This is a genomic window from Cedecea sp. FDAARGOS_727 (assembly GCF_012273235.1).
Classification (GTDB): Bacteria; Pseudomonadota; Gammaproteobacteria; order Enterobacterales; family Enterobacteriaceae; genus Cedecea; species Cedecea davisae.
Map to the genome: position 1 here is coordinate 881,666 of NZ_CP050966.1, position 25,182 is coordinate 906,847.

A 25,182-nucleotide genomic window follows, 5' to 3' on the forward strand; every position below is an offset into this window, starting at 1 on the left:
TTTATGGAGTAATGAGCTATGTCGAACAAACTTTTTGTTTACCAGAACCCTTTCCCTCTGGCGCACGATGAAACCGAATATTATCTGTTAACCCGTGAACACGTTTCGGTTAGCGAATTCGAAGGCCAGCCGGTGCTGAAAGTAGAACCTCAGGCCCTGACTCTGCTGGCACAGCAGGCCTTCCACGACGCGGCGTTTATGCTGCGCCCTGCCCACCAGCAGCAGGTTGCCGATATTCTTCACGACCCGGAAGCCAGCGAAAACGACAAATACGTGGCGCTGCAATTCCTGCGTAACTCTGAGATTGCCGCCAAAGGCATCTTGCCGACCTGCCAGGATACCGGCACCGCGATTATCATGGGTAAAAAAGGCCAGCGCGTCTGGACCGGCGGCGGCGATGAAGCCGCGCTGTCTCAGGGCGTGTACAACACCTATATCGAAGATAACCTGCGCTATTCCCAGAATGCCGCGCTGGATATGTACAAAGAGGTGAACACCGGCACCAACCTGCCTGCTCAGATTGACCTCTACAGCGTGGACGGCGACGAATATAAATTCCTGTGCGTTGCCAAAGGCGGCGGCTCGGCCAACAAAACCTATCTCTATCAGGAAACCAAAGCGCTTATCACCCCGGCGAAACTGAAAGCTTACCTGGTTGAGAAAATGCGTACGCTCGGCACCGCGGCCTGCCCGCCATACCACGTTGCGTTCGTTATCGGCGGAACTTCGGCTGAGTCCACGCTGAAAACGGTGAAACTGGCTTCCACCCACTATTACGACGGGCTGCCAACCGAAGGCAACGAGCACGGCCAGGCCTTCCGCGACGTGAAGCTGGAGCAGGAACTGCTGGAAGAAGCGCAGAAGCTCGGCCTCGGCGCGCAGTTTGGCGGGAAATACTTCGCCCACGACATCCGCGTTGTGCGCCTGCCGCGCCACGGCGCATCCTGCCCGATTGGCATGGGTGTTTCCTGCTCCGCGGACCGCAACATCAAGGCGAAAATCAACAAAGACGGGATCTGGATTGAAAAACTGGAGAGCAATCCTGGGAAGTACATCCCGGAAGCGCTGCGCCAGGCCGGTGAAGGCGAAGCCGTGAAGGTGAACCTGAACCAGCCGATGAAAGAGATCCTCGCCCAGCTTTCTGCTTACCCTGTTTCTACCCGCCTCTCCCTGAGCGGCACCATTATCGTAGCTCGCGACATCGCCCACGCTAAGCTGAAAGAACGCCTGGACAACGGCGAAGCGCTGCCGCAGTACGTGAAAGATCACCCGATCTACTACGCAGGGCCGGCCAAAACGCCAGAAGGTTACGCCTCAGGCTCTTTAGGCCCAACTACCGCAGGCCGTATGGACTCTTATGTCGATCAGCTTCAGGCCAACGGCGGCAGCATGATAATGCTGGCGAAAGGCAACCGCAGCCAGCAGGTGACCGACGCCTGCCACAAACACGGCGGCTTCTACCTCGGCAGCATCGGCGGCCCGGCGGCGGTTCTGGCTCAGCAGAGCATTAAGAGCCTGGAACTGGTGGAATACCCGGAGCTGGGTATGGAAGCCATCTGGAAAATTGAAGTGGAAGACTTCCCGGCGTTCATCCTGGTGGATGACAAAGGCAACGACTTCTTCCAGCAGATCCAGAACAAACAGTGCGCGGGCTGTAACAAGCACTGATTTAGCAGAACTTGTCATCAAGGCGGGCGCTACGGCGCTCGCTTTTTTTTGCCCGCAAGTTACTCCATACTGAATCAACATTTTCACCACGGCGCAAAAAGGGATTTAGCATGTTGAGGTTGTTTAGCTGGCTGCTGCTAACGCTGCTCAGCTGCGCGGGGCTTAGCGCCTGGTTTTTACAGCAGCAGTACGAGGAGAAGTCCGCCGACTTCCGCATTCTCTACCGTGAGGTCACGGTGAAGCTGTCCCAGCACGACGCCATTATTCCGCTGCTGCCGGTCAGCCAGGATGCCAGCGAGGTGCAAAAGATCCTGCCGCAAATCGTCATGTGGCGGCGGCATAACAACCTCGAACCGCGCCTGCCTATCGTGCCCGAAGGCGACGGCCGCTACTGGCTTAACCGCCCGAATCTGTCCCTGTTAATCGACCTGAAAACCCTGCTCGATACCCTCGGAGAGAAAAAGACGTTTCGCTATCTCGATATCAGCTGGAACGCCACCCTGCTCTACCAGCAGGGCGACTCTGGCGCGTCTTACTACTGGCGCTGGGATAAAACCGTCGCCAGCCCTACCCAGCCGCTTTTGCTCTCCGTCGGCGATAATCCTGAATGGGCTAAACTGCCGTGGTGGCTGATTATCTCCCCGGCCTTGTTCTGGGCGCTTGCACTCTACCTGCTGGCGCAGTATCAGGTGAATAAGCGCCGCCGCGATATTGCAGATTTGCGCGCCCGCTACGCAGAACTTACCCGGCTCAATACCATGGGCGAGCTGGCGGCGGGCATGGTGCATGAGCTGAACCAGCCGCTGACGGCAGTAATGAGCTATAACCAGGCGGCGGCGCGGCTGATAAAACAGAATAATCCGGCCCAGGTTCCCGACCTGCTGGAGGCCTCGGTGCTCCAGATAAAACGTATTGATGCCCTGCTCAGCCAGTTCCGGCAAAAATTAACCAGCGAGCGGGCCGAATTCCAGCCTGTCGATCTCCAGCGGCTCTGGCTGCGGGTGTGCAAGCTGCTGGATAACGAGCTGCGGACGGGGAAAATCCGCGCAACCGGCCACTTTGCCGACCCGCTGCCGCTGCTGTTTGCTCCGCCGTTATGGATTGAGCAGATCCTGCATAACATCGTCAGCAACGCTATCCAGGCGCAAACCGGCGGCTCGGGCTGGGTTCATCTCAAGATCGAGGCTGAAAACAACGGCATTGTGTTAACCCTGAGCGACGGCGGGCCGGGGTTATCCCCCGAGGCGCTGGAGCACGTTTTCATTCCGTTCTTCACCACCCGGGCCGGGGGCATTGGCCTGGGTATGGCGCTTACCGACACCCTGGTTCAGCGCCTGAACGGCACTATCGAAGCCAGCAATATTCCGGGACAGGGCGCCTGCTTCAGGCTCTGGTTTCCGCTCAACGGCGAGGAGAAATAATGGAACAGCGCATCTGGCTTATTGATGACGATGCGGCGATCCGCGACTCGCTGAAACTGCTGCTTTCAACGGTGGGCTGGGAGACTCACGCCTTCGACAGCGCCCAGGCTTTTCAGCAGCAGGCGGGCGACCTCGCCCTGCTCGACGGCTGTATGCTGCTCGACATCCGTATGCCGGGCAAAACAGGGCTGACTCTGCTGGACGAATGGACGCAGGAAGGGCTGGCGCTGCCGGTGATTATCATGACCGGGCACGGCAACATCGATCTGTGCCGCCGCGCCTTTAAAAATGGTGCCTTTGAGTTTCTGACCAAGCCGATTGATGCCGACCTGCTGTTTGAAGTGGTCGGAGCCGCCATGGAGCAGCAAAAAACGCGGCTTGAGGAAAAGCAGAAATGGCAACCTCTCCAGGAAAAGCTCGCGACTCTGACCGCGCGCGAAAAGGAGATGCTGGAGCTGTTGATCCTGGGTTATTCCAGCAAGGAAATTGCCCAACAGTGCTCGCTTTCTCCGCGCACGGTGGAGGCGCACCGCGCCAATATTTTCACCAAGCTTGAAGTTAACTCCCTGCCGAAACTGCTCAAAATCTACGGTGAAGTCGTCAAAGAGACTAAGTAAAACTACCAGGAAAGTTAGGTGTTCGCGCCAATTTCCCGCCAACGCCGCGTTTCATAGTATTGACCCATAGCAAACCAATATGGAGCAACATCATGAAACGTCTTCTGTTAAGCGCCCTGCTGATGGGCAGCGTAATCTCTAGCGCCAGCGCGGCAACCGGCGTACTGAGCCAGAAAAACCTCTCCCTTGAGCTTGCCGACAAGCTGGCGCAAAGCGCACTCCAGGTTTGCGCCAAAGATAACTATAACGTGGCGGTGACCGTGGTTGACCGTTCCGGCACGCCGCTGGTGATGAAGCGCATGGATAATGCCGGGCCGCATACCGTCGAAGCCAGCCGCATGAAAGCCTGGACCTCATTGACCACCAAAAACCCAACCGACAACGTGATGAAAGGCTCTCAGTCCAACGCGGGCGCGGCCAATATGCGCGATATCCCTGGCTTCCTGCTGCTGGCGGGCGGCGTGCCGATAAAAGCCGGTGAGCAGGTGATTGGCGCTATCGGCATCGGCGGCGCACCGGGCGGGCATCTCGACCAGGCCTGCGCTATTGAGGCGCTGAAAACGATTGAGAACGAGCTGAAATAACACGATATCGGGCGGAAAATATGAAAATTAAAACAGGCTTATGGGCGCTTCCGTTAATGCTGTGTGCCGGGCAGGCTCTGGCCGCAAACGGCGATGAAGGCTATTACGGTTCGGCTAAATACCTGCAAAGCGAGCAGCGCGCCAGCGACCAGGACACCAGCAGCCGCCCCGGCGTTGGGCAGTTTGTTGACGGTAAAGAAAAAGACAGACTCGGCGGCGCGTCGCTGGCTGCCGGTTACCAGTACGGCAACGGCTGGCGTACCGAGGGGGAATATACCTTCCGCCAGAAAACCGAATTTACCAGCGGCTCCACCGCCTTCCCGACAAGCTACAACCACCTGAAGCTGAAAACAGAACGGCTGATGCTGAACGTCTATCGCGACTATGAACTGGGCTACGGTGTTTCACTGTTCGGCACCGCGGGTCTCGGGGTTGCGAAGGTAAAAGCGGGCGGCTGGCAGGGCAATACTTCCCGGGAATACGCCTCCAGCACGCAAAACAACCTGGCCTGGTCGCTTGGCGCAGGCGTCAGCTATTCGCCGCTGGAGCGCCTGAGCTTTGACATTGGCTATCGCTACGTGGATATGGGCAAAATCGAGAGCGGCTACAATACCTTCGGCAACGTACGCGGCCTGAAGGACGAGCAAATGAAGGCTCGCCTTGCCACCAGCGAATTCACCCTCGGCACTCGCTACCTGTTCTGATGGTTAAACAGCGGGCGGCGAATGTGCCGCCCGTTTTCCTTCTCTAGTGGTGCAGCATCTCGTCAACTACCTGCGCTTTGGTCATATTGTACGGGTAATATGTTGGCCAGTTATCCATCTCTTTGAGCAATGCGTCCTGGGATTCACTCCCGGTGAAGATGTGGAAATGCTGAGACTGACGCGGGGCAATAATATGGTCGCTAAATTGCACAAACTTTGGCGCTTTTGACTGGCTGTCTTTGCACTCAAACAGGTAGCGCACGCCCTTCTTTCCTGAGCTATAAGTCAGAATTTTGTAGCCCGCGTAATCGTAATGGCAGCTGGCGGTTTCTTTTCCTACGTGGAATTCGATGACGTTATTCTCGATGCCAATCGTTTCGACATCTGTCGCATAACCCTTTTTATAATACGCCCGATATTCTTCCAGGCTCTTGCCGCTCTTTTTGGCTTTTTTCTCCAGTACCGGGTCTAAATCGCCGCTCAGCAAATAAGGATTTATCGACTGCCAGATACCTTCCCAGTCGGCCAGGGAGCGGTCTTTCACATTGGTATCGTCAAAAATACCTTCGCTGGCCTTCTGTTCGACCTCGGTTAACGGTTTGCCGTGATGATGGCCGTGAGCCAGCGCCTGCGTTCCCGACAGCAGAACGCCCATTCCCAGAATAAAAGCAGATTTCTTCATTATCATAACGCTCTCCTTTGCGATCCAATCGCGAAATAGAAACGTTATAACATAACAACCAAGGAGATCAACCCGCGCCAGGCTATACCGAAGTTTCTCCGGTAAACGGCACGCCCAGCTCCCAGCGGCTTTGCCAGTGCGCAACGTACTGGCTGGCAACATCCGGCATGTCTCGCAGCACCACCACGTTTTCACTGTTTTCCGTTTCAGCAGAAGGCGCATAGTTAAACGAGCCGGTTTCAACGGTTTGCTCATCGACGATGATCGTTTTGTCATGCTGGATATGATAGTGCCCGTCAATACGCAGCTGAACGCCATTGGCAGCGACAAAGCTCATCGCCTTCAGACTGGCCTTGTTCTGGTTACGTTTTTTATCCACCACCACCCTCACCTCTACACCCCGCTTATGAGCCTCCACAAGCGCCTGAGCGATATCGGGAGCCTGGAAGGAGTAGCCAATCATGCGGACAGACTTATGCGCCTGGGCGATAACCTGCAATACCAGCGCCCGCGCCGACCCTTCCGGCGAAAAACCGACCTGAACATGTGGCGCGGCAAAAGCCGCTGCGGGCAGGCTAAGCGCGGCTGCCAGGGTAATATTTTTCAACCAGGAATTTATCACTTTGAGGTTAGGCCACTTGTCTTTATCAGCGGCTAGTTTACGCCGCAGAAATAGAGGCCGGAAAGAAGACCTTTGTATCAGAGGGGAGTTAAGAAATAACAAGATATGTCGATATTGCCGTCCGCCGGGCGTAACTCCGGAGGCAATCCCGCCGCTTAATAAAACGGAGGGAGCCTGAAAATGCTATCAGCCCAGCGGGCTATACCGAAATCTCTTGCCGGGTTTATAGCGGTTTACCAAGAATATACAGCGTGCTGGTTTGCGTCGCGCTGGTAAAGGTCTCACTTGTTAAGTGGCTCATGCCCTGGGACAGGTAAAAATTCCGTGCGCCCTCATTGCCCTCAAGCACTTCCAGCCAGAAGTAGTTCTGATTCCTTTCTTTCGCCAGTTCAACCGCTCTGTCAAAAAGCGCTTTCCCATAGCCCTTGCCGGTCTCACCGGGAGCAAAGTAGAGCTTGTTAAGCAAGGCGCCAGAAAACGGCCGCCCCGGAACCGAGCGATCCCAGCTTATTTTGGCAAAACCAATTGCACCTTTGTTTTCAGCAATAAACCAGCCAACGTCAGGGTCGGACAGGCTTTTCGCCAGCGTAGGCAGCGAATATTCACCGTCAATAAAGGCCTGAAGCTCATCTTCAGATTGCCAGAATTTTTGGAAATGATAGCGGTAGCTCGTCGCACCAAGGGTAGAGATAAGAGGGGCATCTTCGGGGACGGCTTTGCGGATTATCAGGGGCATTTTTCTTCCTCGCTTTTAGGATTCACCATAAAGCCAGCAGAAAAAGTATTCAACTTGTCCGTCGCGGAAACATCTTGTCAGGAGCACGGCTTATTACGACCCGTAAAACAAACCGGGCCGTATTTATCACAAAATCAGAACTGATAGACCATGCCGACGGCAAAAACATTGTCGGTGTTGATTTGTGCAGCGCGGATAAATTCGCTGTCGTCCAGCAGATTGATTTTATAATCCGTGTAGGTCGACATATTTTTGTTGAAGTAGTAGTTAGCGCCAATAGAAATATACTCAACAAGATCCTGATTGCCTCCGACGGTATTCAGATCTTTGCCTTTTGATTTCAGATAAGCCAGGGACGGACGCAGGCCCGACTCAAACTGATATTGCGCAACGACTTCGAAGTTTTGCGTTTTATTGGCGATGTTGCTGTTGCCGCCGTAGGTGGTCATGTTATGGGTTTCTGAAAACGTCGCCGCAAGATAGAGCGAGTTGACGTCATACTTCAGGCCCGCCGCCCAGACTTCTGCCTTATTACCTGCGGCATTGTCACCCGATGCAAGCCGCCCCTGTGCAACCTGAGCGTCAGTCCTGTCCGATGCGGCATAAGTCACGCCTATGCCAAAGCCCTGGGACTCATAGCTGGTAGACATGCCCCAGCCGTCGCCGTGCTGTTTGCCCAGCCCGCGCGTGGCGTCATCTTCTTTGCCCTGGTACTGAAGGGCGACATTCAGTCCCTCAACCAGGCCGAAGAAGTCGCTATTACGCCAGGTGGCAACGCCGTTGGTACGCCCGGTGAGGAAGACATCCGTTTGGGTCCATGTGTCGCCGCCAAATTCCGGCAGCATATCCGTCCATGAGCCAATGTCGTAAGCCACGCCAAAGTTACGCCCGTAATCAAAGCTGCCAAAGTTGGCAAATTTTAGCCCGGCAAAAGCCAGGCGCGTTGCATTGCCCTTCGCACCGTCGGATTCGGCATTATTACCGCTGAAGTTATATTCCCACTGGCCGTACCCGGTGAGCTGATGGGTGATGCGGGTTTCGCCTTTAAACCCTAAGCGCGCATAGGTTTTATCCCCATTGGCACCGTTTGAGTCACTGAAATAATGGAGGGCGGTAACCTTTCCATAGAGATCCAGCTTGTTACCCTCTTTATTATAAACGCCGGCGGCGTTAACCGCCCCTGCCGCTAATAACGTTGAGACGGCCACCACGATTAATTTTAATTTCATCTTTTCGTCCCTAATAGTTGAAAAATGCTTCACCCCTGTGAAGCCAGGACATTATTCAATGGCGAAATGAACGTTACAAATAAAAGTTCCACAATATCTTCCTATTTTTTATTCTCGTGAGCATCATCGCTATTGTTAAATGATAAATATCAATTCATAACTCACTCAATATACAAAACATCAAACAAACACAAAATCATCCTTATAAAATAAGATTAAAAAACGCCACACCGCCAAATCACAACACAAAAAACCATTTGATTAGAATGAGTTATGTTAACAACAAGGATGGGCGCGTTTAAAAACAATCACCACGGAAATATAAAGCAGCTAAAACATTTATGTAAAAGATAGGACAGCGAGTGATTAAACAACTTATTCCCTTCTCCGGAGTTGCCGACAATTGGCCCGGTACAAATTACCTGGCGAGCAATTAATTAGGCCGCTAACCGCCGTAAAAAATAGCGGCCAGGCACAAACAACCGCCGGGATTCTGGAGTGCCGGAGCTTGTACATACCGTTACACAGCAACGCTCATCATCGCCAGATTCCTGGTATATAGTGTCAAAATTCACGGGGCTGGATTTCCCGTGAGGTTAAAAACTAACAAATTTTAAACAAATGGTTGTCATATAGCGTTACTCTTATAATGAAAATTAAAAATACTCTCTGCCTACATATCTCGATGGCGCTGCTTGCTGTCTTGTTCCTTTGCGTTCACCCGCTGGTGACGAGCTTCGATCCGCCTTTGACATTCCAGCCGCTGATCAAAACAATGGAAGGCACGCCAAAAGAACAGCGCGAAAAAATAGCCACAATATCCCATGCGTTACAGGGAAATGCGATTTTCTTCCTCGGTGCTTCGGAAGTCTCTACCTCCGAAGATGAGCACTACGCGGTATATAATTACTTTAACAACCAGTTGCACCGCCCGGTGGTCGCCTACGGCGATAGTTATGTTGATAACATTACTCAGTTTTTACTGCTCTCCCGTTTCAAAAATGACATCAACGCTAACAGTAAAATTGTTCTGCTCTATGCCCCGGATAGTTTTTATTTTGACAGCATTCCTCCGGCAATTTTTGCCGACCATTTCCCGGCCGCAATTTTTAATCCGCTGATGAAAAATGAGCAAACTCGCCCTTACCTGACTCATTATTTGCAGCATATTGATAAAGAAGATATTAGCCATTTAACCTTTGGCGAAATGAAAGTTTACGGCTGGCACCCGCAGGTTATCTGGCAGGAAGTGAATTATCAGTTTGCTAACTTCTGCACCATGGTAAAAAACGACTGGCTGGCAATGCTGCATATTACCCCGCAGCCAAAACACCGTACCTGGCCGCAGCAGATGAGCGCCAACGTTGTGCAACCTGACTGGGAGCAACAGCTGGCCCAGGCGCGCGTTCTGAACCAGTCCCGCCAGGAAAGCGCGGCGACATTGTGGATGGATAAGTCCGTTTTCGAAGATAACAAAACGCCGGAAGACTGGTACCCAACCCCGCCGGTTAGCCGCCAGATGCAGGCTTTCCAGGCAACAATTGCGCTCCTGAAACAGCGCCACGCGCAGTTTGTGGTGATTATCGACCCGCTCAACCCGTGGGCGCTTAAGAACACGGAGAAATTCCGACCCGTTGACCGCCAGGTTACGGCAACGCTTGAGCAAAACCAGGTTCGTTACTTCGACATGTACGCTCAGCCCTACCAAAACGGCTGGAACTGGGATCGCCTTCACCCCACAGAACTGGCGTGGGTGGCCATGGACCGATTTATTGCCGGGAGTTTTAAATGATGAAAACCGCAGCCCGCCTTTTTTTCCTTTATCTCTTTTTAGCGATAACCGTTGTTGCGTGGTCATCCGTTGACGACAGCATGAATTTAAAAGTGCATTTTGAATATCAAAAATTCTGAAGGATGAATGATGTACAGCTCAGGAACATTTTTTTTCTTTCTGTTTTCATCGGCGCTGCTGTTTGCGCTGGTTAACCGGGTATTGAATCACCGGCTGACTTATTTATCCGCTTTTTCGGTGCTGGCGGCATTAGGCTGGGGCTATATCTTCCAGGGCGATTATATTGTTCCGATCGCGGTGTTCCTGGCTTTTTATATTCTTGTCACATTAAAAGAGAAAGGCTGCTTAAAAACATGGCAGGCGGTGAGCCTGACCCTGCTACCGCTGTTTTTGGTGAAACTACACCTTAATAACCACTGGGGCATGATTGGCCTCTCCTTTATGACCTTCCGCGCGATTGACGTACTGCTTTACCGCAGTAAAAAAGACGGGCGAAATTTCCTGCATTATTTTTGCTATCTGTTTATGCCGTTTATTATCCTCGCTGGCCCAATGTACCGCTGGCGCAGCTGGGTTAACGACATTAACAAACCGGTTTTCCGCCTCAGCCGCGAACAGTTTTTACTGGCGCTGGAGCAAATCGTGACCGGCATTATCCAAAAATTTTTGTTTGCCATGCTGATAGATAACCTGGTGATTGAATCCTGGAGCCACCGCCCGTTTACGCTCAGCGTCGGCGTTGTGATGTCACTGGCCTACAGCGCCTATCTCTACTTCGATTTTGCCGGTTACAGCAACATGGCTATCGGCGCTGGCCGCCTGTTTGGTCTGAACATTCCGGCCAACTTTAATATGCCGATTCTGGCTAAAAACCCGCAGGACTTCTGGCGACGCTTTCACATCAGCCTGTCTGAATGGCTGCGCGACGTGGTCTTTATGCCGATTTACATGAATCTGATGAAGCTCGATTTCTTCCGTCAAAACAAAACCCTGGCACAGAACGTTGGCATTTTCTGCACGCTCTTTTGCATGGGGGCATGGAACGGGCTTGAAAGGCACTATGTCATCAGCGGCGCGCTGTTCGGCGCCATTTCCGTTGCCCATAACATGCTGCTGTGGTCAGCCAAACACAGCCCAGCTTTGAGCAACGGATTACGCCATCCGGTTATCGCGTTTTTTGGACGAATTCTGACGCTGGCAAGCGCAGCGGCCTCCCTCTACATCTTTAGCGGAATGTCACCTCTATGAAACTTCATCCCGAGCTTCAGGAACTGCAGGATTTTCTGCGTGCGGCATTACTCGACCCCGCACGCCCCCAGCAGCTGGCCATCAGCGGTAGCGATTACGCCCTGACCTGGCAGCAGCTCTCCGTCGCCGTTGCGGACTGGGCGCAGCGCTACGAACTGAGCCAGCAGCCCGCCGGAACGCCGGTGGTTTTGTACGGGCACCAGCAGGCCGAGTTTGCCGTGGCTATTTATAGCTGCCTGCTGCACAACATTCCGTATATTCCGGTGGACTGCATTTACCCTCAGGAGAGGCTGAAAGAGATCTGCCAGCTTGCCAGCGCTCCCTGCTATTACGACGTAGCGACAAAGCAGTTCGTGGCAACCGGCGAAACGGGCAAAGCGCTGGCCGAGCAGAACCTGGCCTATATCATGTTTACTTCAGGAAGCACCGGGAAACCGAAAGGCGTGCAGATTGGGCGCGAGAGCCTGTGGCACTTCATGAAGTGGGTACGCCAGGATTTTGCGCTGCCGGACGTGCCGGTGCTGATGAACCACGCGGTGTTCAGCTTCGACCTTTCCCTGATCCCGCTGCTGGCAAACCTCGCTACCGGCGGGCACATCGTGCTGAATGCGAAAGAAGACATCGCGGCCGAAAACTGGCTCGAGCGCCTGAAAACCAACGGCGTTTCGGCCTGGGTTTCAACGCCCTCTTTTGCCTACCAGAAGCTGCTTTCCCCGCAGTTCAACAGCGACTATTTGCCCGACCTGAGCGTATTTGTGTTCATCGGCGAAGTGCTGAATAAGGCGCTGGTCAAGCAGCTGCGCCGACGCTTCCCGCAGGCCAAAATTCTTAACTCCTACGGGCCAACGGAGGCGACCATCGCCACCACGGTTATCGAAATCACCGATGAGATCCTGCTCAGCGAAAACGACCTGCTGCCGGTTGGCACCATGATGCCGGACTCCAGAATGGAAATTACCGCCGAAGGTGAACTGATTATCTGGGGTAAAAACGTGATGCGCGGCTACCTTGGGCTGCCGCAGGAAAACGCAGAGAAATTACTGCACCGCGAAAGCGAGCAATTCCGGGGCTACCGGACCGGCGATCTCGGCTACGAGGACGGACTGCTTTATTGCCAGGGCCGCAACGACAGCCAAATCAAATTGAACGGCTACCGGATTGAAATCAACGAGATTGAGAACCGCCTGCTGGCGATGTCCGGCATTAGCGAGGCCGTGGTGCTGCCGCTGATGAAGTCCGGCGGCGGCGTGCTGCGTATTGCGGCTTTCTGCGTAACCGGCCTCGCGCCGGAAGCCATCAAAACTTCGCTCTCGAAGGTGATCCCGCCTTATATGGTGCCTTCGCAAATCATTATTAAAGATGCTTTGCCGCTTAACCCTAACGGCAAAATCGACCGCAAGCTGCTGGATACCCAGGCTCGCACGAATTAATGACTCAGGAAAAAAAGATGGAACAAGACATTCTCGCCCTGTTTGAAAAGGTGTTATCCCGCAAAGTCGGCTTTAACGATGAGCTGATTGAGTCCGATATTCTCGACTCTATTCTGGCGGTGGATTTAGTGCTGGAAGTGCAGGATCTGTACGGCTGTATGATACCGCCGACGGAAGTCGCCACCGTGCTGAAAACCCCGGAGAGCCTTGCTCGTTATATTGAAGAAAACCGCAGTTAAGCCTTAGCTGCGTCTGATTTGAAGACCCCGGCGGTTTAGACTTCCGGGGTCTTTTTATTTCAAGGGGAGGCAGAAGCTAATTTACTTACATGGCTCACAAGCACTTCGCCCATGCACTAAAAATTCCAGCAGGGCCGGAAACTTTCGGCAAATGATATGCTGCCCGACAGGACTGCCGCGCTGAGAGACCCCAGCGGATTTGCAAATATCCTTTCCCGGAAAGCCCGGACAAATAGACCTTTCCGTTTTCACCCACGATGCCGTTACCGGCATTATTTTGTGCTTCCGGCGTAACAACGGAGCCGAAGGGGATGGCTTGCCCGCTGCTATCTGTCAGACCCAATAGCGCCTTTTTGCCGATATGAGTCGCAAATACGGCAGGAATAATCGCGCCGTTGGTCGGCACCACGGGAATATCCGTCCGGGTTATCTCCGCCTCATGCGGCAGGCGAGCGGGATCGAGGCTGATAACGTTTCGCTGGTAAGGTTGCAGCCCGCTCAGGACGGTATAACCCCGCCCATCGGTTTTCACCCCTGGCCACCCTCCAACCGGGATCTCTGCTGCTCCCGGTGCGCCAACTAATGCTGCCGTGCCGTTTAGCGGCTGCCCCAGCGCCCATCCCCCGGAAGTCAGCACGCCGCTCCCGCTCAGGCTGGCTCCAAGACCTGTAACCTGTGGGCTACGGCTATAATTTGCCGTCATGATCCCCTGAGAACCACGCCATCCCAGAGAGGTTGTGGAGTGAGATTGCGACCGGGTACCCGCGTTACCGGGCAAAAAACGCTGCATCACATTCCAGCTTAAGCGATGCCCCATCCCCTGGCCGCTCAGTCCCGTCATCCAGGTTTCTTTGCCGGCGGTGGACGACAACATCTGCCCGCTAGCCATTGTTTCAGCCCCGGACATATTCCCCAGTGGGATACTGAACATAATACTGAGAAGCCGATCCACTTTTCCCTGCCAGCGCGAACGCGTCCAGTCCAGAGACAGAGAGAGATCTTTGATACGCGTGTTGTAGCGTATGCTTTCGGAGCGATCGTTTTCTTCACTCTGCCGGTATCGGGTTCGGCGGGTGCTCAGGCTGAGGTAGCCCAGCGCGCCCAGAGATTGATTAAAACTCAGCTGCGCCCGGGAAATCATCCCACCCCGGGGAACCGATCTGCGCTCAAGGGCATCCGACAACGTGCGGTAACCGGCCGCAGGAGACCAGGCCCAGGTTAATGCCAGCGATGAATGGGTAGCATCCACCAATTTGCTGTAGCGCACCCGCCACTGCTTACCCAGTGAGGCATTTTTAGAACGAACGCGGTCGTGCGTGGTATCCAGAGAAAAGCTACCGGCGCTGCCCAGCGAGACGCCAACCCCAAGCGACAGGGCATGAAAGCACTCAGCGCTCTGCAATCCGCCGTAAATCGTCGCCCCCAGCGGCAAGCCATATATTGCCGATGCCTGTGCAATGCCTGTCCGCCCGCTGACACGACCGGCAGGATTATATTGCCCCGCCATCAGGTTATATTTCAGGTAACCGGAATGCACGGAGATGGAAGGTGTTTGCCAGGACACGATGAAATGCTGAGCTAAGCCGCTGCTCTCCTCAACGGTGACGTCCAAATCACCGCCGCCGGACAACGGCCTTAAGTTGCCCAGCCTGAAGGGGCCGGGCGCAACGGTGGCGTCATAGAGGGTGTACCCCTGCTGGCGGACGACCACTCGCGCCAGTGAACGGGCAACGCCGCTGACTACCGGAGAAAAACGGCGCTCGCTAAAAGGCACCATCTCGTCGTCGGTCCCGAGCATAACGCCCCTGAAGGGGACGCTGTCGAACACCTCATACGGGGTAAAACGTGCGCCAAGCGTCAGGCGGCTCTTCATCCCGTACAGACCCCGTTCGGCAAAGGTATACGCCGTTTCCCAGCGGCCGCCCTGTCCGCTATTTTTCTGCCAACTTGTAGAATGACGCAGCCGCCACGGGCCTATATTCAGCCCCGGCTCCAGCAGGATGAACGGGGAGTCCATTCGCTGGCGGCGCGAGCCACGGTAAGACGTATGCGACATGCTGGCCTGGTAATTCAGCAGGAGCGCATCGAGCCCGTCATTCCATTGCTCCCGCGGCGCCAGCTCGCCCGACACCTGACGCATAACGGCCTGAGGAACAGTGAGCAGGAGTTGCTGGCTGGAAAAACTAAACGTCGCCTCCACGCCGGGAACGGCATTCAGGTGGCTGCACTGGCTGGTATCAGAAGATGACGGCGTTAGCCGGGGATAATCTTCAACCCGAATGCCGTATTGGTTAAGCAGCCCAATGCTCAGGCAGGGAACGAGACCGGCATTTTCAGGTTCCCCCGCCAATTTCCTGAACAGAATATTGCGGGTATCCACAATTTCTCCGTTCAGCAACACATCAACGCGGTAGCTTCCCGGTAACTGGCCTCCCTGATTAAACACGGCCAGGCTGGCATCACTCAGCCCCAGCTGGCTGGCATCAAACTCCCAGCGCTGGGCGTCACAGTAAAAAGGTGACAACATCAGGGTGAGGGCGAAATAGCGCACAGGTATCAGAGGCATCATAGCGGGCGCTCAATCAGCCCTGAGGCCGGGCGGCTAGCTCCGGCAATGACTGGTAAGCGCGACTCCTCCCCCCTTCATCCGTTATCACCACCCATTTGATCGGGCCTTTGGCTTCCTTGCTAACGGGAAAGGTCCGCGAGGAGTAAGGGGGAATATATGTCACCTCCGGCACGGCCAGCCCGCCAATGCTCATCGATGCTAAATGAACATAAAGAGGAGACGAGTTCTGCGCCACGAGCGTCTTCCCATCTTTGTACCAGGCCAGGTTCCCGGCGGCTTCCAGGGTGGTTGTGCTTAACGTAGGGGGGCGAACCAGCAGCTTAATGCACTGGCGGGCGCTGACTTCCAGGTTCATGATGACCGCAGAAGAGGGAGCACGCTCTCTCTCATCTTGCGCCCAGACATCGGTGTTTTTAGGCGGAATACCCGCTACGCAAAGCCAGCTCAGGGTCTCGCGATCCTGCGCAAACTCGCCTGCTTTAATCACTCTTAAACGACTTTGCTGATGGCCTTCTAAACGCGACACCGGCGGAGTCACGATAAATGGAGCAGGCGTTTTTTTATCTTCCTGCCAGGCTTTTCCCTGAATAAGAACCGGGTAATCCTGGGGATTATTTACGGCGAGAGCGATGTCGTTTATGCCTGGAGAATAGATAAGCCTTGAGGAACCCAGTTTTATTTGAAACAGGCGTGTATGAGCAACCACTTCACCAGCCGCAGCGTTTGCTGATAATATCAACAATGTGCCGCCGATAATAAGAGAAAACATCCCCACAGAATACGAATTTCGCATAACAACGCGCTCATTAAAGTGAGATATAAGTGGGCGATGCGATTATAAAAAACACGCCCGATTAAAAAAGGGGGCTATGCCCCCAAATTATTTACTCACTAAATGTATAAGCTATCGTTTTAACTGTATAAGTATCAGCCACGACTTTCTGTGGACCATTTAACTTCACGTTATAGCTTTGCACTGGGCCGCTAGCCGCAAATGAAACATAATTAAGACCATGCTCGCCGGACTGCACAATACTCCGGGGAGAAACGGGTTCAACTTTTACCGAGATGACGTTATCAGCATTATTCATACCGTGGAAATTCCCGACGCCAAACTCTTTTGAGGTATGCCCTTCCGGTATATCATCCGTATCGGCAATGAGGGTGGTATAAAGCCCTTCCTGTAACCCCGTGATGCTGCCGGTTGCAATTAATGAGTCATCACCAAAACTCCCGCTGACCAGGCCACCGACCATCGTTAGTGAGTTCCCGATATCTGCCGTTTCGGCAAAGGGAATATTTGCACTGGAACTTACTTTTTCTGACGTGAGCGTTTCGGCGAAACTACAGGATGCAAATGCCAGAGGCAAAACAAACGCCCCCAGCATCAGTTTTTTATGGTTCATGTATTACCTTCCTTAGTGACTACACAACTTGAAATGATATAAAGGCACTACAAAATGAGACAGTAAAAATAATGAATCAATTTACTTTATATCTTCCACACAAGCGGCGAGTATAAAAACACGTAAAAACTCTATCTATCAAAAAACGCCATTATTAAATCGATAATCACCTGAACAGACCAGTATAAAAAACAAACAACCCCTGATGGTTATTTTACTCAACACTAAAACTTAGCCTTTTGATGCATTTCTTACACACCTTTATATTACCCGGAGATAATTGTGCTTAGCTTCCATGCCACCACATACCAGATTTTCACTTTTGATTGCCTGGAGGCCACAAGATAAGAACAGCGCGCAGCCCCGGTGGGCCAGGCTGAGTGAACGCCTTATCAGATAAATTTGTCGTGTAACTATGAGCCCACACACATTTTATGGTTATCGTCAGGAATAGTGTATGCCTCAGTTATCAAGAGGACATACCCATGAAAAAGTTACTCATATGTTGCTTGTTCGGGAACACGGCCAATTCTCTGGCGAAGAAAATGCAGAAAGTAGCGGATGCAGAAGGTTATAAACTGATGGTCAGCGCCGTGGGGCTGGATAACTTTGCCAGCGTCCAGCCTGCCTTTGATGGTTTTCTGGTTGCACCACACATTCAATACAAGCTTGATGAAATCAGGGCTACCGTCGGGGGACAACGCCCCATCGCCGTTATAGAAAGCCTGCCCTATGCGTCACTGGATGGCGATAACGTACTCCGTTTTGCTCTTGCCACTCTCCCGGACATGGCCAGTTAGGTTAAGGCCCAACTCAGGGACGAGTTAATTTCATACCCGGCCAACGCGTGCTTTTATTCCTCATCTTTTGATATCGCCACCCTGTTCTTCGGCTGCCTGTTTACACTCATTATTCCTGCCTGAAGCGAAGCTTACGCTGAATCAAGTTTCCCCGAGGGCCGGGAGCCGCTCCGGCCTGAGCCTCACCAGCGCTATGCAGCAAAGGAGTAAATGAAAAGGAGCCGCCACTGGCGCAACGGCTCACAGAAAACCAGGGGAAACCCACCCTCTTTATTTCTACTTCAGAGGCAGCTTCAAGCAGAGGCAGAAAGGCCCGCTAAAAAACATTTCAGTTTTTATTCATTGTATTTAAAGGGAGAGGCTCATTTGTCGGAATGAATACAGATCCTTTTATGGCGCATAATTAATCACTTATATGAAATTACAAAACCATTTTTTTCATAGTGAAAAAAATGTAGTTTTGTAATTTTTTTGTAGAGAAATGTAACGTCTTTTTCTTTTGTTACATTGCATATTCATTGTTTAGTATCCATTTAAAAAGTATGGTTATACTGAGCGCAATTTAAATCACAAACCAGGGATTTACTTTAATTAATCTACTGCATTATTCATTGAGGATTAGCATCGCTCAGGGGGATTACCACTCAAAAAATCATATTATCGGGTAAGGATAAACCGTTAACCGCCGTATTTCTCGAGTGAAGAAAACACTTAACCTTAGCTTATGTTTTATTTCTATTTTTTTGACCGTCAATCTCATTAGTTTCAGAGAGGTGCCCGGCCTGGTTCTTCAGCATGGTTAGCAGCCGATAGTTAAGTGATAACAATAACTTTCTGTTCTGCGAGGCCATCAAATTTCATAATTAAACATTATATTTAAAATTGAAAAAAATCATATTGATGATGCAATAAGAACGCATACCATCGGATAGACTGTGAAATGCTTACAATAACAATCATAAAAATAAAAAAACCATACAATGAAAAATAAAAAACCGCGTACTCATACCACGCTCGTCAAAAGACATTATCGACACATATCAAAATAAACATAAATAACCATAAGAAAACCAGCCAACAAAGCACATAAAAAGAGCATAAAGAACCAACAGCAAACACAAAAAAAATACAATTAAATACATCATTAAATATATTAAAAAAATAAATTAAAGAAACACCCTCCCACTCCGTAAAGAAGAAAGGTGTTTTTATGTGAAAACAATAAAAAATTAATGAATTAATTAAAAGGGATCATTTTTTCAGCGTGATAAAACATATCACCAAAAGAAAATTTCCCTTACATTTCCTATGCTTAGCTTTTTTGCAACGTTCTTCCTTAAACTATACACCGTTTTTTTTGAAACGCCTAAATGACAAGCTTCTTTCTCTAAAGGAATATTAAATATTAAATTTTGCAATGCTTGATATTCTTTCGCAGTCAATGCTTTTTCACTTTCTGCTGAGGATTTCCTGGCTCTTTTCCCAGTAAAACCACCGGAGCATTTATTCGTTAACTTGATATCACTCAAGCTAACAACACAGATATTACGCCGTAAGCCTGAAAAGTAGTTTGCAAGCGGTAAAAGATTAGGATGTGAAATTATTATGGTTCTTTCATTTAAATTACAATCAACCCAATCACTCATGATCACCTCTTTCACAGACCATGTTGAAAGATTTAAAAAAACGATATTTTCACTATTGTAGTCACACTCTTTAAACAATCTTAAAACGTACTGCAACCCTATATTGAAATATGCATCTTTATTCGGGAGAACTGTCAACTTCATATTAGATAATCCTTATCGTTAACAAACTATTCTTATAATTTATAAGACTCATAACTGAAAATGTATATCGATCATAACCCCCTTGATTGATAGGTTTTGCCTATTTAGGAATATGTAACCGATCGGTTTTGACGATCAAAATACTTGATCGCTGTCAATTTGTCCTCTAGAATCTGCTCTGTTTCTCAACAAAATCCATATCTACTCATCATGGAAAGAGATAATTTTCATCAGGGATAAAATACTTATGAAGAGCATTTTTATTTGTTCCGCACCTATTATTCTCCTGGCACTCCTGTCCATGAACAGCAAGGCCAATGCCGCCATGTATGTCTACCCTATGGAGGCCTCCGTTGGAATGAATGGAGCATCAAAAATAAGAGTAATATCTCAGGATAATGATGTTCAGTTTATTAGGGTAAGCCTCAAGCAAGTGCTTAACCCAGGAACAAAGGAAGAGAGTGAGAAAGCAACATTGGCCGACAACCCAGCAGGACTCATTATTACGCCACGAAAAATAGCCCTGTCTTCAGCCAGCGAGAGAGTTGTGAGGATTGTTTCAGTAGAACCGCCACAAAAAGAAACTACATGGCGTGCTTATTTTGAAAGTGTAAATGAAAACAATTTTCTTGATGAAGGCTTCAAAAGTAAAAAAGACAACAAAACTGCCAACGTCGGTGTAAATATTGTCTGGGGAGCATTGATACATGTTGCACCTAAAAAGGTAATTGCGAGTCTAAAAATCAATCGTGAAAACGGAAGGGTTTTTAATGATGGGACTATCAGGATGCCTGTCAAAGAGATCGGAGAGTGTCATCCGGATGGCCAGTGCTTATGGAAAAAAACAATAGCCACGGTCTATCCGGATACCGAGATCGATATTCCACAAATGACCTTCTCACACTCAAAAACATACCGAATTAAATATATAAACTGGATTACAAAAAAAATGGAAGAAGCTCCATTGTCTGCATCGCAGACGAATTAACCCTTCCCGAAAATGGGAAAACAACAAAAGGAATGTTAAATGAAAAACAAACTTAACCTGCTCTGCTTAGGCGGTATTCTGGCAACCACTTTTTGCGCTAATGCTGTACAAAGAGATATTACAGTAACAGCAGATATTGACCCGACGGTTGACGTTACCAATGCCGATGGCTCTCCTCTCCCTTCTTCTGTAGCGATGCAATACCTACCGGGGAAAGGACTTGCGGCACATAAAGAAAATATTAAGTTCTGGTCGAATAAAGAAGATAAAGCACTCAGCGTCAGCCTGGCTAATACCCCGACCCTGACGGATGCCAATGGCAGCAATGCTATTCCATTAAGCGTATCTGTTAACGGTACAAAATTGTCTACCACCCCTATCACTCTGGAATATGCCACTGCCTTCCCGAGCGGTATTGCTAACGGTTCTTCAACCATGCCTCTGGTCATTGCTCAGGACAATCCAGGACCAGTAACGGCTGCGGGCTCTTACACTGGGATCGTAAGCATGGTGGTAACGCAGGCCACTGCGCCAGCAGAAAAGCCAGGTGGCAATAAGTAATTAGTCAACTCAAATGACAGGGTGCCAACCCTGTCATTTCTGATGGGAGTTCATGGATGAACATGCGGTCCTTGCCTGTTTTCTTCTTAATTTTCGCTTATTCAGCATCATGCTCGCTTCATGCATCCGTGCGCATCCCGCAGGGTTTTGAGGAACTGGCCAGGGGTCAAACGGTTCTCACCGATGTTTATCTTTATGGCCAGTCTCTGGGGGTTTTCCAGACTCATGTGGATCTCGAAAGCGTCCAGTTTCTACAACCCGACGCTGTCGTTTCTGCCATCAATAAAATATATCCGGATAATCCTGACCTCAATGCAATGTTACATAATGAACTAAAGAAACCTTTTAACCGTAACAGCAAGCTTTCATGCAGCAGCAGCGGCGGCACGCCTGGGTGCGACTTTCTCAAAACGGATACTGCCGATATTATCTATGACGAAAATAATGCCAGGACTATCCTGTTTATTAGTAACCACTATCTTCCGGAAAAAAAGCAGAAGAATATTTATTACGTCTCCAGCGTAGAAAGTCGCAATGCTTTTATTCACCAGCAAAATATTAATTTTGTGACAGACAGGCACTATCAGTCAGCTTCAGTGCAGGGCAATGGTTCGTTGGGTATTACGGACAATGGTTACCTGAATGTTGACTGGAACTGGCAGGGACAACGTTCGGGCAAGGAAAGCACCCATGATACCGCCATCAATAATGCCTACTTCAGACAAGATTTTTTAAAGCGGTTTTATGTGCAGGCTGGCGTTATGGATTCGCAGGATATTTTCAGTAACAGCGGTGGGAATATCAACCTTAGCCAGTTACCGCTGGGGAAAATGCGTGGGATACGAGTCGGTTCCACCCTCGCCTGGGTCAATATGGATAATGTTTCCTCCGGTACACCGGTCAATATTTTTCTGTCCAGAGAGGCAAGAGTTGATGCTTACAGAGATCGTCAGCTACTCGCTTCATTCTATTTAAAGTCAGGACCACAGGAACTCGACACCCGTTCATTCCCGATGGGCAGCTACACATTAACCCTCCGGGTATATGAGGATAATCAACTGGTAAGGACCGAGACGGTGCCTTATACCGGCCAGGGTGGTTTTTCATCCATTACCCCGCAGTGGTTTCTCCAGGCGGGCTCGCCGGATACGGATGACTCGCTTGAAAACGACACCGACAAGCAGGTAATACAGGCCGGGCTCAAATTACCGATAAATAACAATACTGCCCTGACTGCCGGCACGGCACTGTTTATTAGCGCCAGCTACTGGGAGGGCGCTATTGACTGGTCACATGGTTTTGACTCGGGCTGGCTGGACGGTCTTTTGACTTCAAGAGCGAGCTATCTGCACGGGAGCGAAGGATCAAGAGGCAATATTCAGCAACTCAATTACAACGATGGTTTTTCCCTTAGCTTTTATCGTAGTGCGATGACGGCAGCTCAATGTAACGCCCAGGGGCTGCACCGGTACAGTTTTAACGGCTGCTATAAAAGTACAAATGTGATGCTTTCAGTCCCGCTTGAAAAATGGTACGGCACGCTGGGTTATTCGCTTAACAGTAATCAGGGCCGCTATGTGTATCGCAGGGATTTGGTCGATTATGATCCCCATAACCCGGCGGGTGTTCCATGGGAAAAGATTTATCAGACTCATTCCCGCAGCAGGACCTGGCAAGCGGGTGTCACACGTACTTTTAACATCCGTGATATCAACCTCACCTCCAGCCTGAATGCTTTTATAAGAAATGAAAGCGCGTTTAACGCTCAGGACAAAGGCATCTTCATCACATTATCTTTCTCCGGCAGCCGGAATGACGTGGGCGGAAGGCGCCGTTCATTCTCTGGGGGAGCTAGCTGGCAGGCCAGTAAACAAGGTAATACCCAACTCGGGTATAACGCAGCCTATAGCCAATATGGCGATGAGAGCGGTGAAAATGAGACGGGTATATCACTCAATGGCGTGAACACCGATAACGTTACGTCTTCAGTTTATGGGCGTATGGGAGGCCAGTACGGCACGGGCTCACTGACCCTAAGTGATGCATGGGATCGCACGACAAGCGGGCATATCCTCAATAGCAGCGGCAATTACAGCTCATCACTGATCCTCGATCGGCAAGGGTTTGTTGTCGGCCGCTGGAGCGGTGGAGCCCCATCTTCGGCAATAACCGTCAATGTGGAACAAGACAGCGAGCCAGAAAAGTCACGCGTGAATGTGTCAGTAGATAACAGCGGCAGAAGTGACGTCCAGAGCAACAGCCGGGCGCTCTTTACCGTACCCGGTTATAGGGAAAGCACGATTGATGTCACTGAGTCACAGGCCTCCACCGCAGGCATAAGCAGCGAGATAAGCAAAGGAACGGGTGCAAGAAAAGTCTTTATGACACCGGGAAAAACATTTAACAGAGAAGTGAAAGTCGATGCCCGTTATACATGGCTTGGCAGATTAATGGATAACGACAGGCGGCCGCTGGAAGGGGCCATTCCATTAAATGTTATGTCATGGACACCTTTAGGAAGGGGCAACTTTACGCTTGAGACAGCAAACAATATTAAGACCCTTTACGTAATGAAAGACAACGCTTACTGGCAATGCAGAATGAACGTTAGCGTGATGCGGGATGTTATTCGCTATGTGGGGACAACATCATGCCAACGCACAGAGCTGGCAAGTTTACCTGCAGCCGAACAAAAACAGGCTGAGTTAATGACCGCGGGAATGACGCAGCAGACCAAATCCACGGCTATGAACAAGGAGTAATGCTTAATGTGCCTTATTTTAGAGCCCCTCAAAAAGCAAACACCTGAAATGCTCTCGAACTCTTTTATCAAGTTCATACTCTTGATGACTACAACGATATTTTATGGTCTGTACACGCCCGCACTGCGGGCCGATGAAGTAGCGCCCTCATCTCATGACTTTAATGTCGAAGTCACAATGGATAAAGCATCAATACCTAGCTCAGTAATTATCTTTGATAATATTTTTGGTGGTATGTCCTCCTCAAGCGGAAGCGGCAACAGCGGTGACGTTAATAAAAACAGAAATAATACTTTAACTTGTTATACGCGTACCGATCCTTCAAATGGAGCATGCCCAACAAATCCATATTGGGGTAATGGATTAAGTGGCGGTGGCGCTATTTTTGATGGAAAATTAGTATTGCGTTTCAGTCATGAAAAGACCGGCAAGACTGTAGATTTAACGCTCAATGGCGTAAAGCAAGTCCTCTCTACACTGAAATTAAGCCTCTGGAATGCTGCATCTTATCCTTCCGGCAAGCCTATTACATTCTCACTAAAGATAGATCGCTCGGAGCTTTTAAAGCTAACTCCGGGGAGATGGAATGCACATTTGATAATGTATCCGACTAAATGGGTTAGAGATTGTCCAGGTCCGGGGAAAAATCAGGCAAGTCAGGGATGTAGCGGCAGCAGACTTGGCTCATGGAGTTCAACTATATCGCTAACAATAACCGACTATGGCACACAGCAAATTTATTTCCCTGAATATGGCGCATCAACGCCCTTAGTTGACCTTGGGCTAAGAATAAAAAAATTTGGCGATCGCACGGCCATGGCTGATGCACACAGGACAATAGATATGTGTTTATATGATGGGAGCAACTCAAGTTCAAACCAGATAAGTCTGTTATTCACGGATGAAGGAAAACAGGCGCCGGGAAGAAAATCCGGAGAGTTTTCAATATACGCGTCGGGTGCATCCACAGATCCTGACAAACGGCTTGATTACAATCTTTCTGTTATCAAGCCCCTTACAGGCGGGGCCCAAACAGTTAAAAATGGCGAGCCTATTATCTGGACCGGCGTGAGTGCAGATGAAGGGAAAGTTAAAACTAAACTGGTCAATCTGCCTGGCGTAAACGGCCTGGCTCAATGCGTGCCGGCACCATTAACCTTCAGAGTGCCGGAGTTCAAAATATCATCAAAGAGCCAGGGGCGTTACTCCGGCACGCTTAAGGTAGTTTATACCCCCACCACGCAATCATGGCGAGATGACGTTAAAAAATAAAACTGCTCGCCTGTTTATATAATTGCATTTATAGGCGAGCGGCTTTTATTTATTAATAACCA

The 25,182-nt window shown here is 50.4% G+C and carries 22 protein-coding genes; 14 read left to right on the forward strand and 8 right to left on the reverse strand.

What is annotated here, in order from left to right; genetic code table 11:
• The first annotated feature begins 18 nt into the window (after positions 1–18).
• The 5 genes from fumA to FOC35_RS04325 all read left to right on the forward strand — a co-directional run bounded on the left by fumA (position 19) and on the right by FOC35_RS04325 (position 4,994).
• The gene (fumA, locus tag FOC35_RS04305) at positions 19–1,668 is read left to right on the forward strand and encodes a class I fumarate hydratase FumA (RefSeq protein WP_172568250.1); all 1,650 of its coding nucleotides are present in this window, start codon (positions 19–21) and stop codon (positions 1,666–1,668) included.
• A gap of 110 nt (positions 1,669–1,778) precedes the next feature.
• Entirely contained in the window at positions 1,779–3,089 is a 1,311-nt protein-coding gene (locus FOC35_RS04310; RefSeq protein WP_172568251.1) for a sensor histidine kinase, read from the forward strand.
• A complete protein-coding gene (locus FOC35_RS04315) occupies positions 3,089–3,706 on the forward strand; it encodes a response regulator transcription factor (protein ID WP_172568252.1) in 618 nt (205 codons plus the stop codon). The genes FOC35_RS04310 and FOC35_RS04315 overlap by 1 nt, the downstream gene beginning before the upstream one ends.
• A 92-nt stretch (positions 3,707–3,798) precedes the next feature.
• The gene (locus FOC35_RS04320) at positions 3,799–4,290 is read left to right on the forward strand and encodes a heme-binding protein (RefSeq protein WP_172568253.1); all 492 of its coding nucleotides are present in this window, start codon (positions 3,799–3,801) and stop codon (positions 4,288–4,290) included.
• A 20-nt stretch (positions 4,291–4,310) separates the two neighbouring features.
• Positions 4,311–4,994: an outer membrane protein gene (locus FOC35_RS04325; protein ID WP_172568254.1), complete on the forward strand. Its 684-nt coding sequence runs from the start codon at positions 4,311–4,313 to the stop codon at positions 4,992–4,994.
• A 43-nt stretch (positions 4,995–5,037) separates the two neighbouring features.
• Here the strand turns inward: FOC35_RS04325 and zinT are convergent, their stop codons facing one another.
• From zinT to ompC, 4 genes are all read right to left on the reverse strand, one after another.
• A complete protein-coding gene (gene zinT / locus FOC35_RS04330) occupies positions 5,038–5,682 on the reverse strand; it encodes a metal-binding protein ZinT (RefSeq protein ID WP_172568255.1) in 645 nt (214 codons plus the stop codon).
• Between the two features lie 76 nt (positions 5,683–5,758).
• Entirely contained in the window at positions 5,759–6,283 is a 525-nt protein-coding gene (locus tag FOC35_RS04335; protein ID WP_172568256.1) for a phospholipase D family protein, read from the reverse strand.
• 238 nt (positions 6,284–6,521) lie between these two features.
• The gene (locus FOC35_RS04340; RefSeq protein ID WP_172568257.1) at positions 6,522–7,034 is read right to left on the reverse strand and encodes a GNAT family N-acetyltransferase; all 513 of its coding nucleotides are present in this window, start codon (positions 7,032–7,034) and stop codon (positions 6,522–6,524) included.
• A gap of 134 nt (positions 7,035–7,168) precedes the next feature.
• Positions 7,169–8,263 carry a porin OmpC gene (gene ompC, locus FOC35_RS04345; protein ID WP_172568258.1) on the reverse strand — a complete coding sequence of 365 codons (1,095 nt, stop codon included), beginning with the start codon at positions 8,261–8,263 and terminating at the stop codon, positions 7,169–7,171.
• Positions 8,264–8,912: 649 nt separating this feature from the next.
• Between ompC and FOC35_RS04350 the strand changes: the two genes are divergently transcribed.
• From FOC35_RS04350 to FOC35_RS04365, 4 genes are all read left to right on the forward strand, one after another.
• The gene (locus FOC35_RS04350; RefSeq protein ID WP_172568259.1) at positions 8,913–10,055 is read left to right on the forward strand and encodes an SGNH/GDSL hydrolase family protein; all 1,143 of its coding nucleotides are present in this window, start codon (positions 8,913–8,915) and stop codon (positions 10,053–10,055) included.
• 129 nt (positions 10,056–10,184) lie between these two features.
• Positions 10,185–11,303, forward strand: coding sequence for an MBOAT family O-acyltransferase (locus FOC35_RS04355; RefSeq protein WP_172570322.1), 1,119 nt, complete (start codon positions 10,185–10,187; stop codon positions 11,301–11,303).
• Positions 11,300–12,733 (forward strand): AMP-binding protein, encoded by a 1,434-nt coding sequence (locus FOC35_RS04360; protein ID WP_172568260.1) that lies wholly within the window; start codon positions 11,300–11,302, stop codon positions 12,731–12,733. Before FOC35_RS04355 ends, FOC35_RS04360 begins: the two co-directional genes overlap by 4 nt.
• A 17-nt stretch (positions 12,734–12,750) precedes the next feature.
• Positions 12,751–12,972: an acyl carrier protein gene (locus FOC35_RS04365; RefSeq protein ID WP_039899116.1), complete on the forward strand. Its 222-nt coding sequence runs from the start codon at positions 12,751–12,753 to the stop codon at positions 12,970–12,972.
• A gap of 94 nt (positions 12,973–13,066) precedes the next feature.
• Here the strand turns inward: FOC35_RS04365 and FOC35_RS04370 are convergent, their stop codons facing one another.
• The 3 genes from FOC35_RS04370 to FOC35_RS04380 form a co-directional block, all read right to left on the reverse strand.
• Positions 13,067–15,541, reverse strand: coding sequence for a fimbria/pilus outer membrane usher protein (locus tag FOC35_RS04370; RefSeq protein WP_172568261.1), 2,475 nt, complete (start codon positions 15,539–15,541; stop codon positions 13,067–13,069).
• 13 nt (positions 15,542–15,554) lie between these two features.
• Positions 15,555–16,247, reverse strand: coding sequence for a fimbria/pilus periplasmic chaperone (locus FOC35_RS04375; RefSeq protein WP_254065365.1), 693 nt, complete (start codon positions 16,245–16,247; stop codon positions 15,555–15,557).
• 178 nt (positions 16,248–16,425) lie between these two features.
• On the reverse strand, positions 16,426–16,947 hold the full coding sequence (locus tag FOC35_RS04380) for a hypothetical protein (RefSeq protein WP_172568262.1): 522 nt from the start codon (positions 16,945–16,947) through the stop codon (positions 16,426–16,428).
• A 485-nt stretch (positions 16,948–17,432) separates the two neighbouring features.
• Here FOC35_RS04380 and FOC35_RS04385 point away from each other — a divergent pair, with 485 nt between their 5' ends.
• Positions 17,433–17,747 carry a PTS sugar transporter subunit IIB gene (locus FOC35_RS04385; protein ID WP_039897957.1) on the forward strand — a complete coding sequence of 105 codons (315 nt, stop codon included), beginning with the start codon at positions 17,433–17,435 and terminating at the stop codon, positions 17,745–17,747.
• A gap of 1,277 nt (positions 17,748–19,024) precedes the next feature.
• On the opposite strand, the gene FOC35_RS04390 is transcribed toward FOC35_RS04385, so the two are convergent.
• On the reverse strand, positions 19,025–19,537 hold the full coding sequence (locus tag FOC35_RS04390) for a hypothetical protein (protein ID WP_172568263.1): 513 nt from the start codon (positions 19,535–19,537) through the stop codon (positions 19,025–19,027).
• A 247-nt stretch (positions 19,538–19,784) separates the two neighbouring features.
• Here FOC35_RS04390 and FOC35_RS04395 point away from each other — a divergent pair, with 247 nt between their 5' ends.
• The 4 genes from FOC35_RS04395 to FOC35_RS04410 are packed head-to-tail and all read left to right on the forward strand — an operon-like array spanning position 19,785 to position 25,120.
• Entirely contained in the window at positions 19,785–20,525 is a 741-nt protein-coding gene (locus FOC35_RS04395; protein ID WP_172568264.1) for a fimbrial protein, read from the forward strand.
• 39 nt (positions 20,526–20,564) lie between these two features.
• Positions 20,565–21,086 carry a CS1 type fimbrial major subunit gene (locus FOC35_RS04400; protein WP_016535075.1) on the forward strand — a complete coding sequence of 174 codons (522 nt, stop codon included), beginning with the start codon at positions 20,565–20,567 and terminating at the stop codon, positions 21,084–21,086.
• A 56-nt stretch (positions 21,087–21,142) separates the two neighbouring features.
• Complete coding sequence (locus tag FOC35_RS04405; protein ID WP_216845779.1) at positions 21,143–23,848, forward strand: TcfC E-set like domain-containing protein; 2,706 nt, start codon at positions 21,143–21,145, stop codon at positions 23,846–23,848.
• Between the two features lie 6 nt (positions 23,849–23,854).
• Positions 23,855–25,120 (forward strand): CfaE/CblD family pilus tip adhesin, encoded by a 1,266-nt coding sequence (locus FOC35_RS04410; RefSeq protein ID WP_172568265.1) that lies wholly within the window; start codon positions 23,855–23,857, stop codon positions 25,118–25,120.
• The last annotated feature ends 62 nt before the right edge of the window (positions 25,121–25,182 follow it).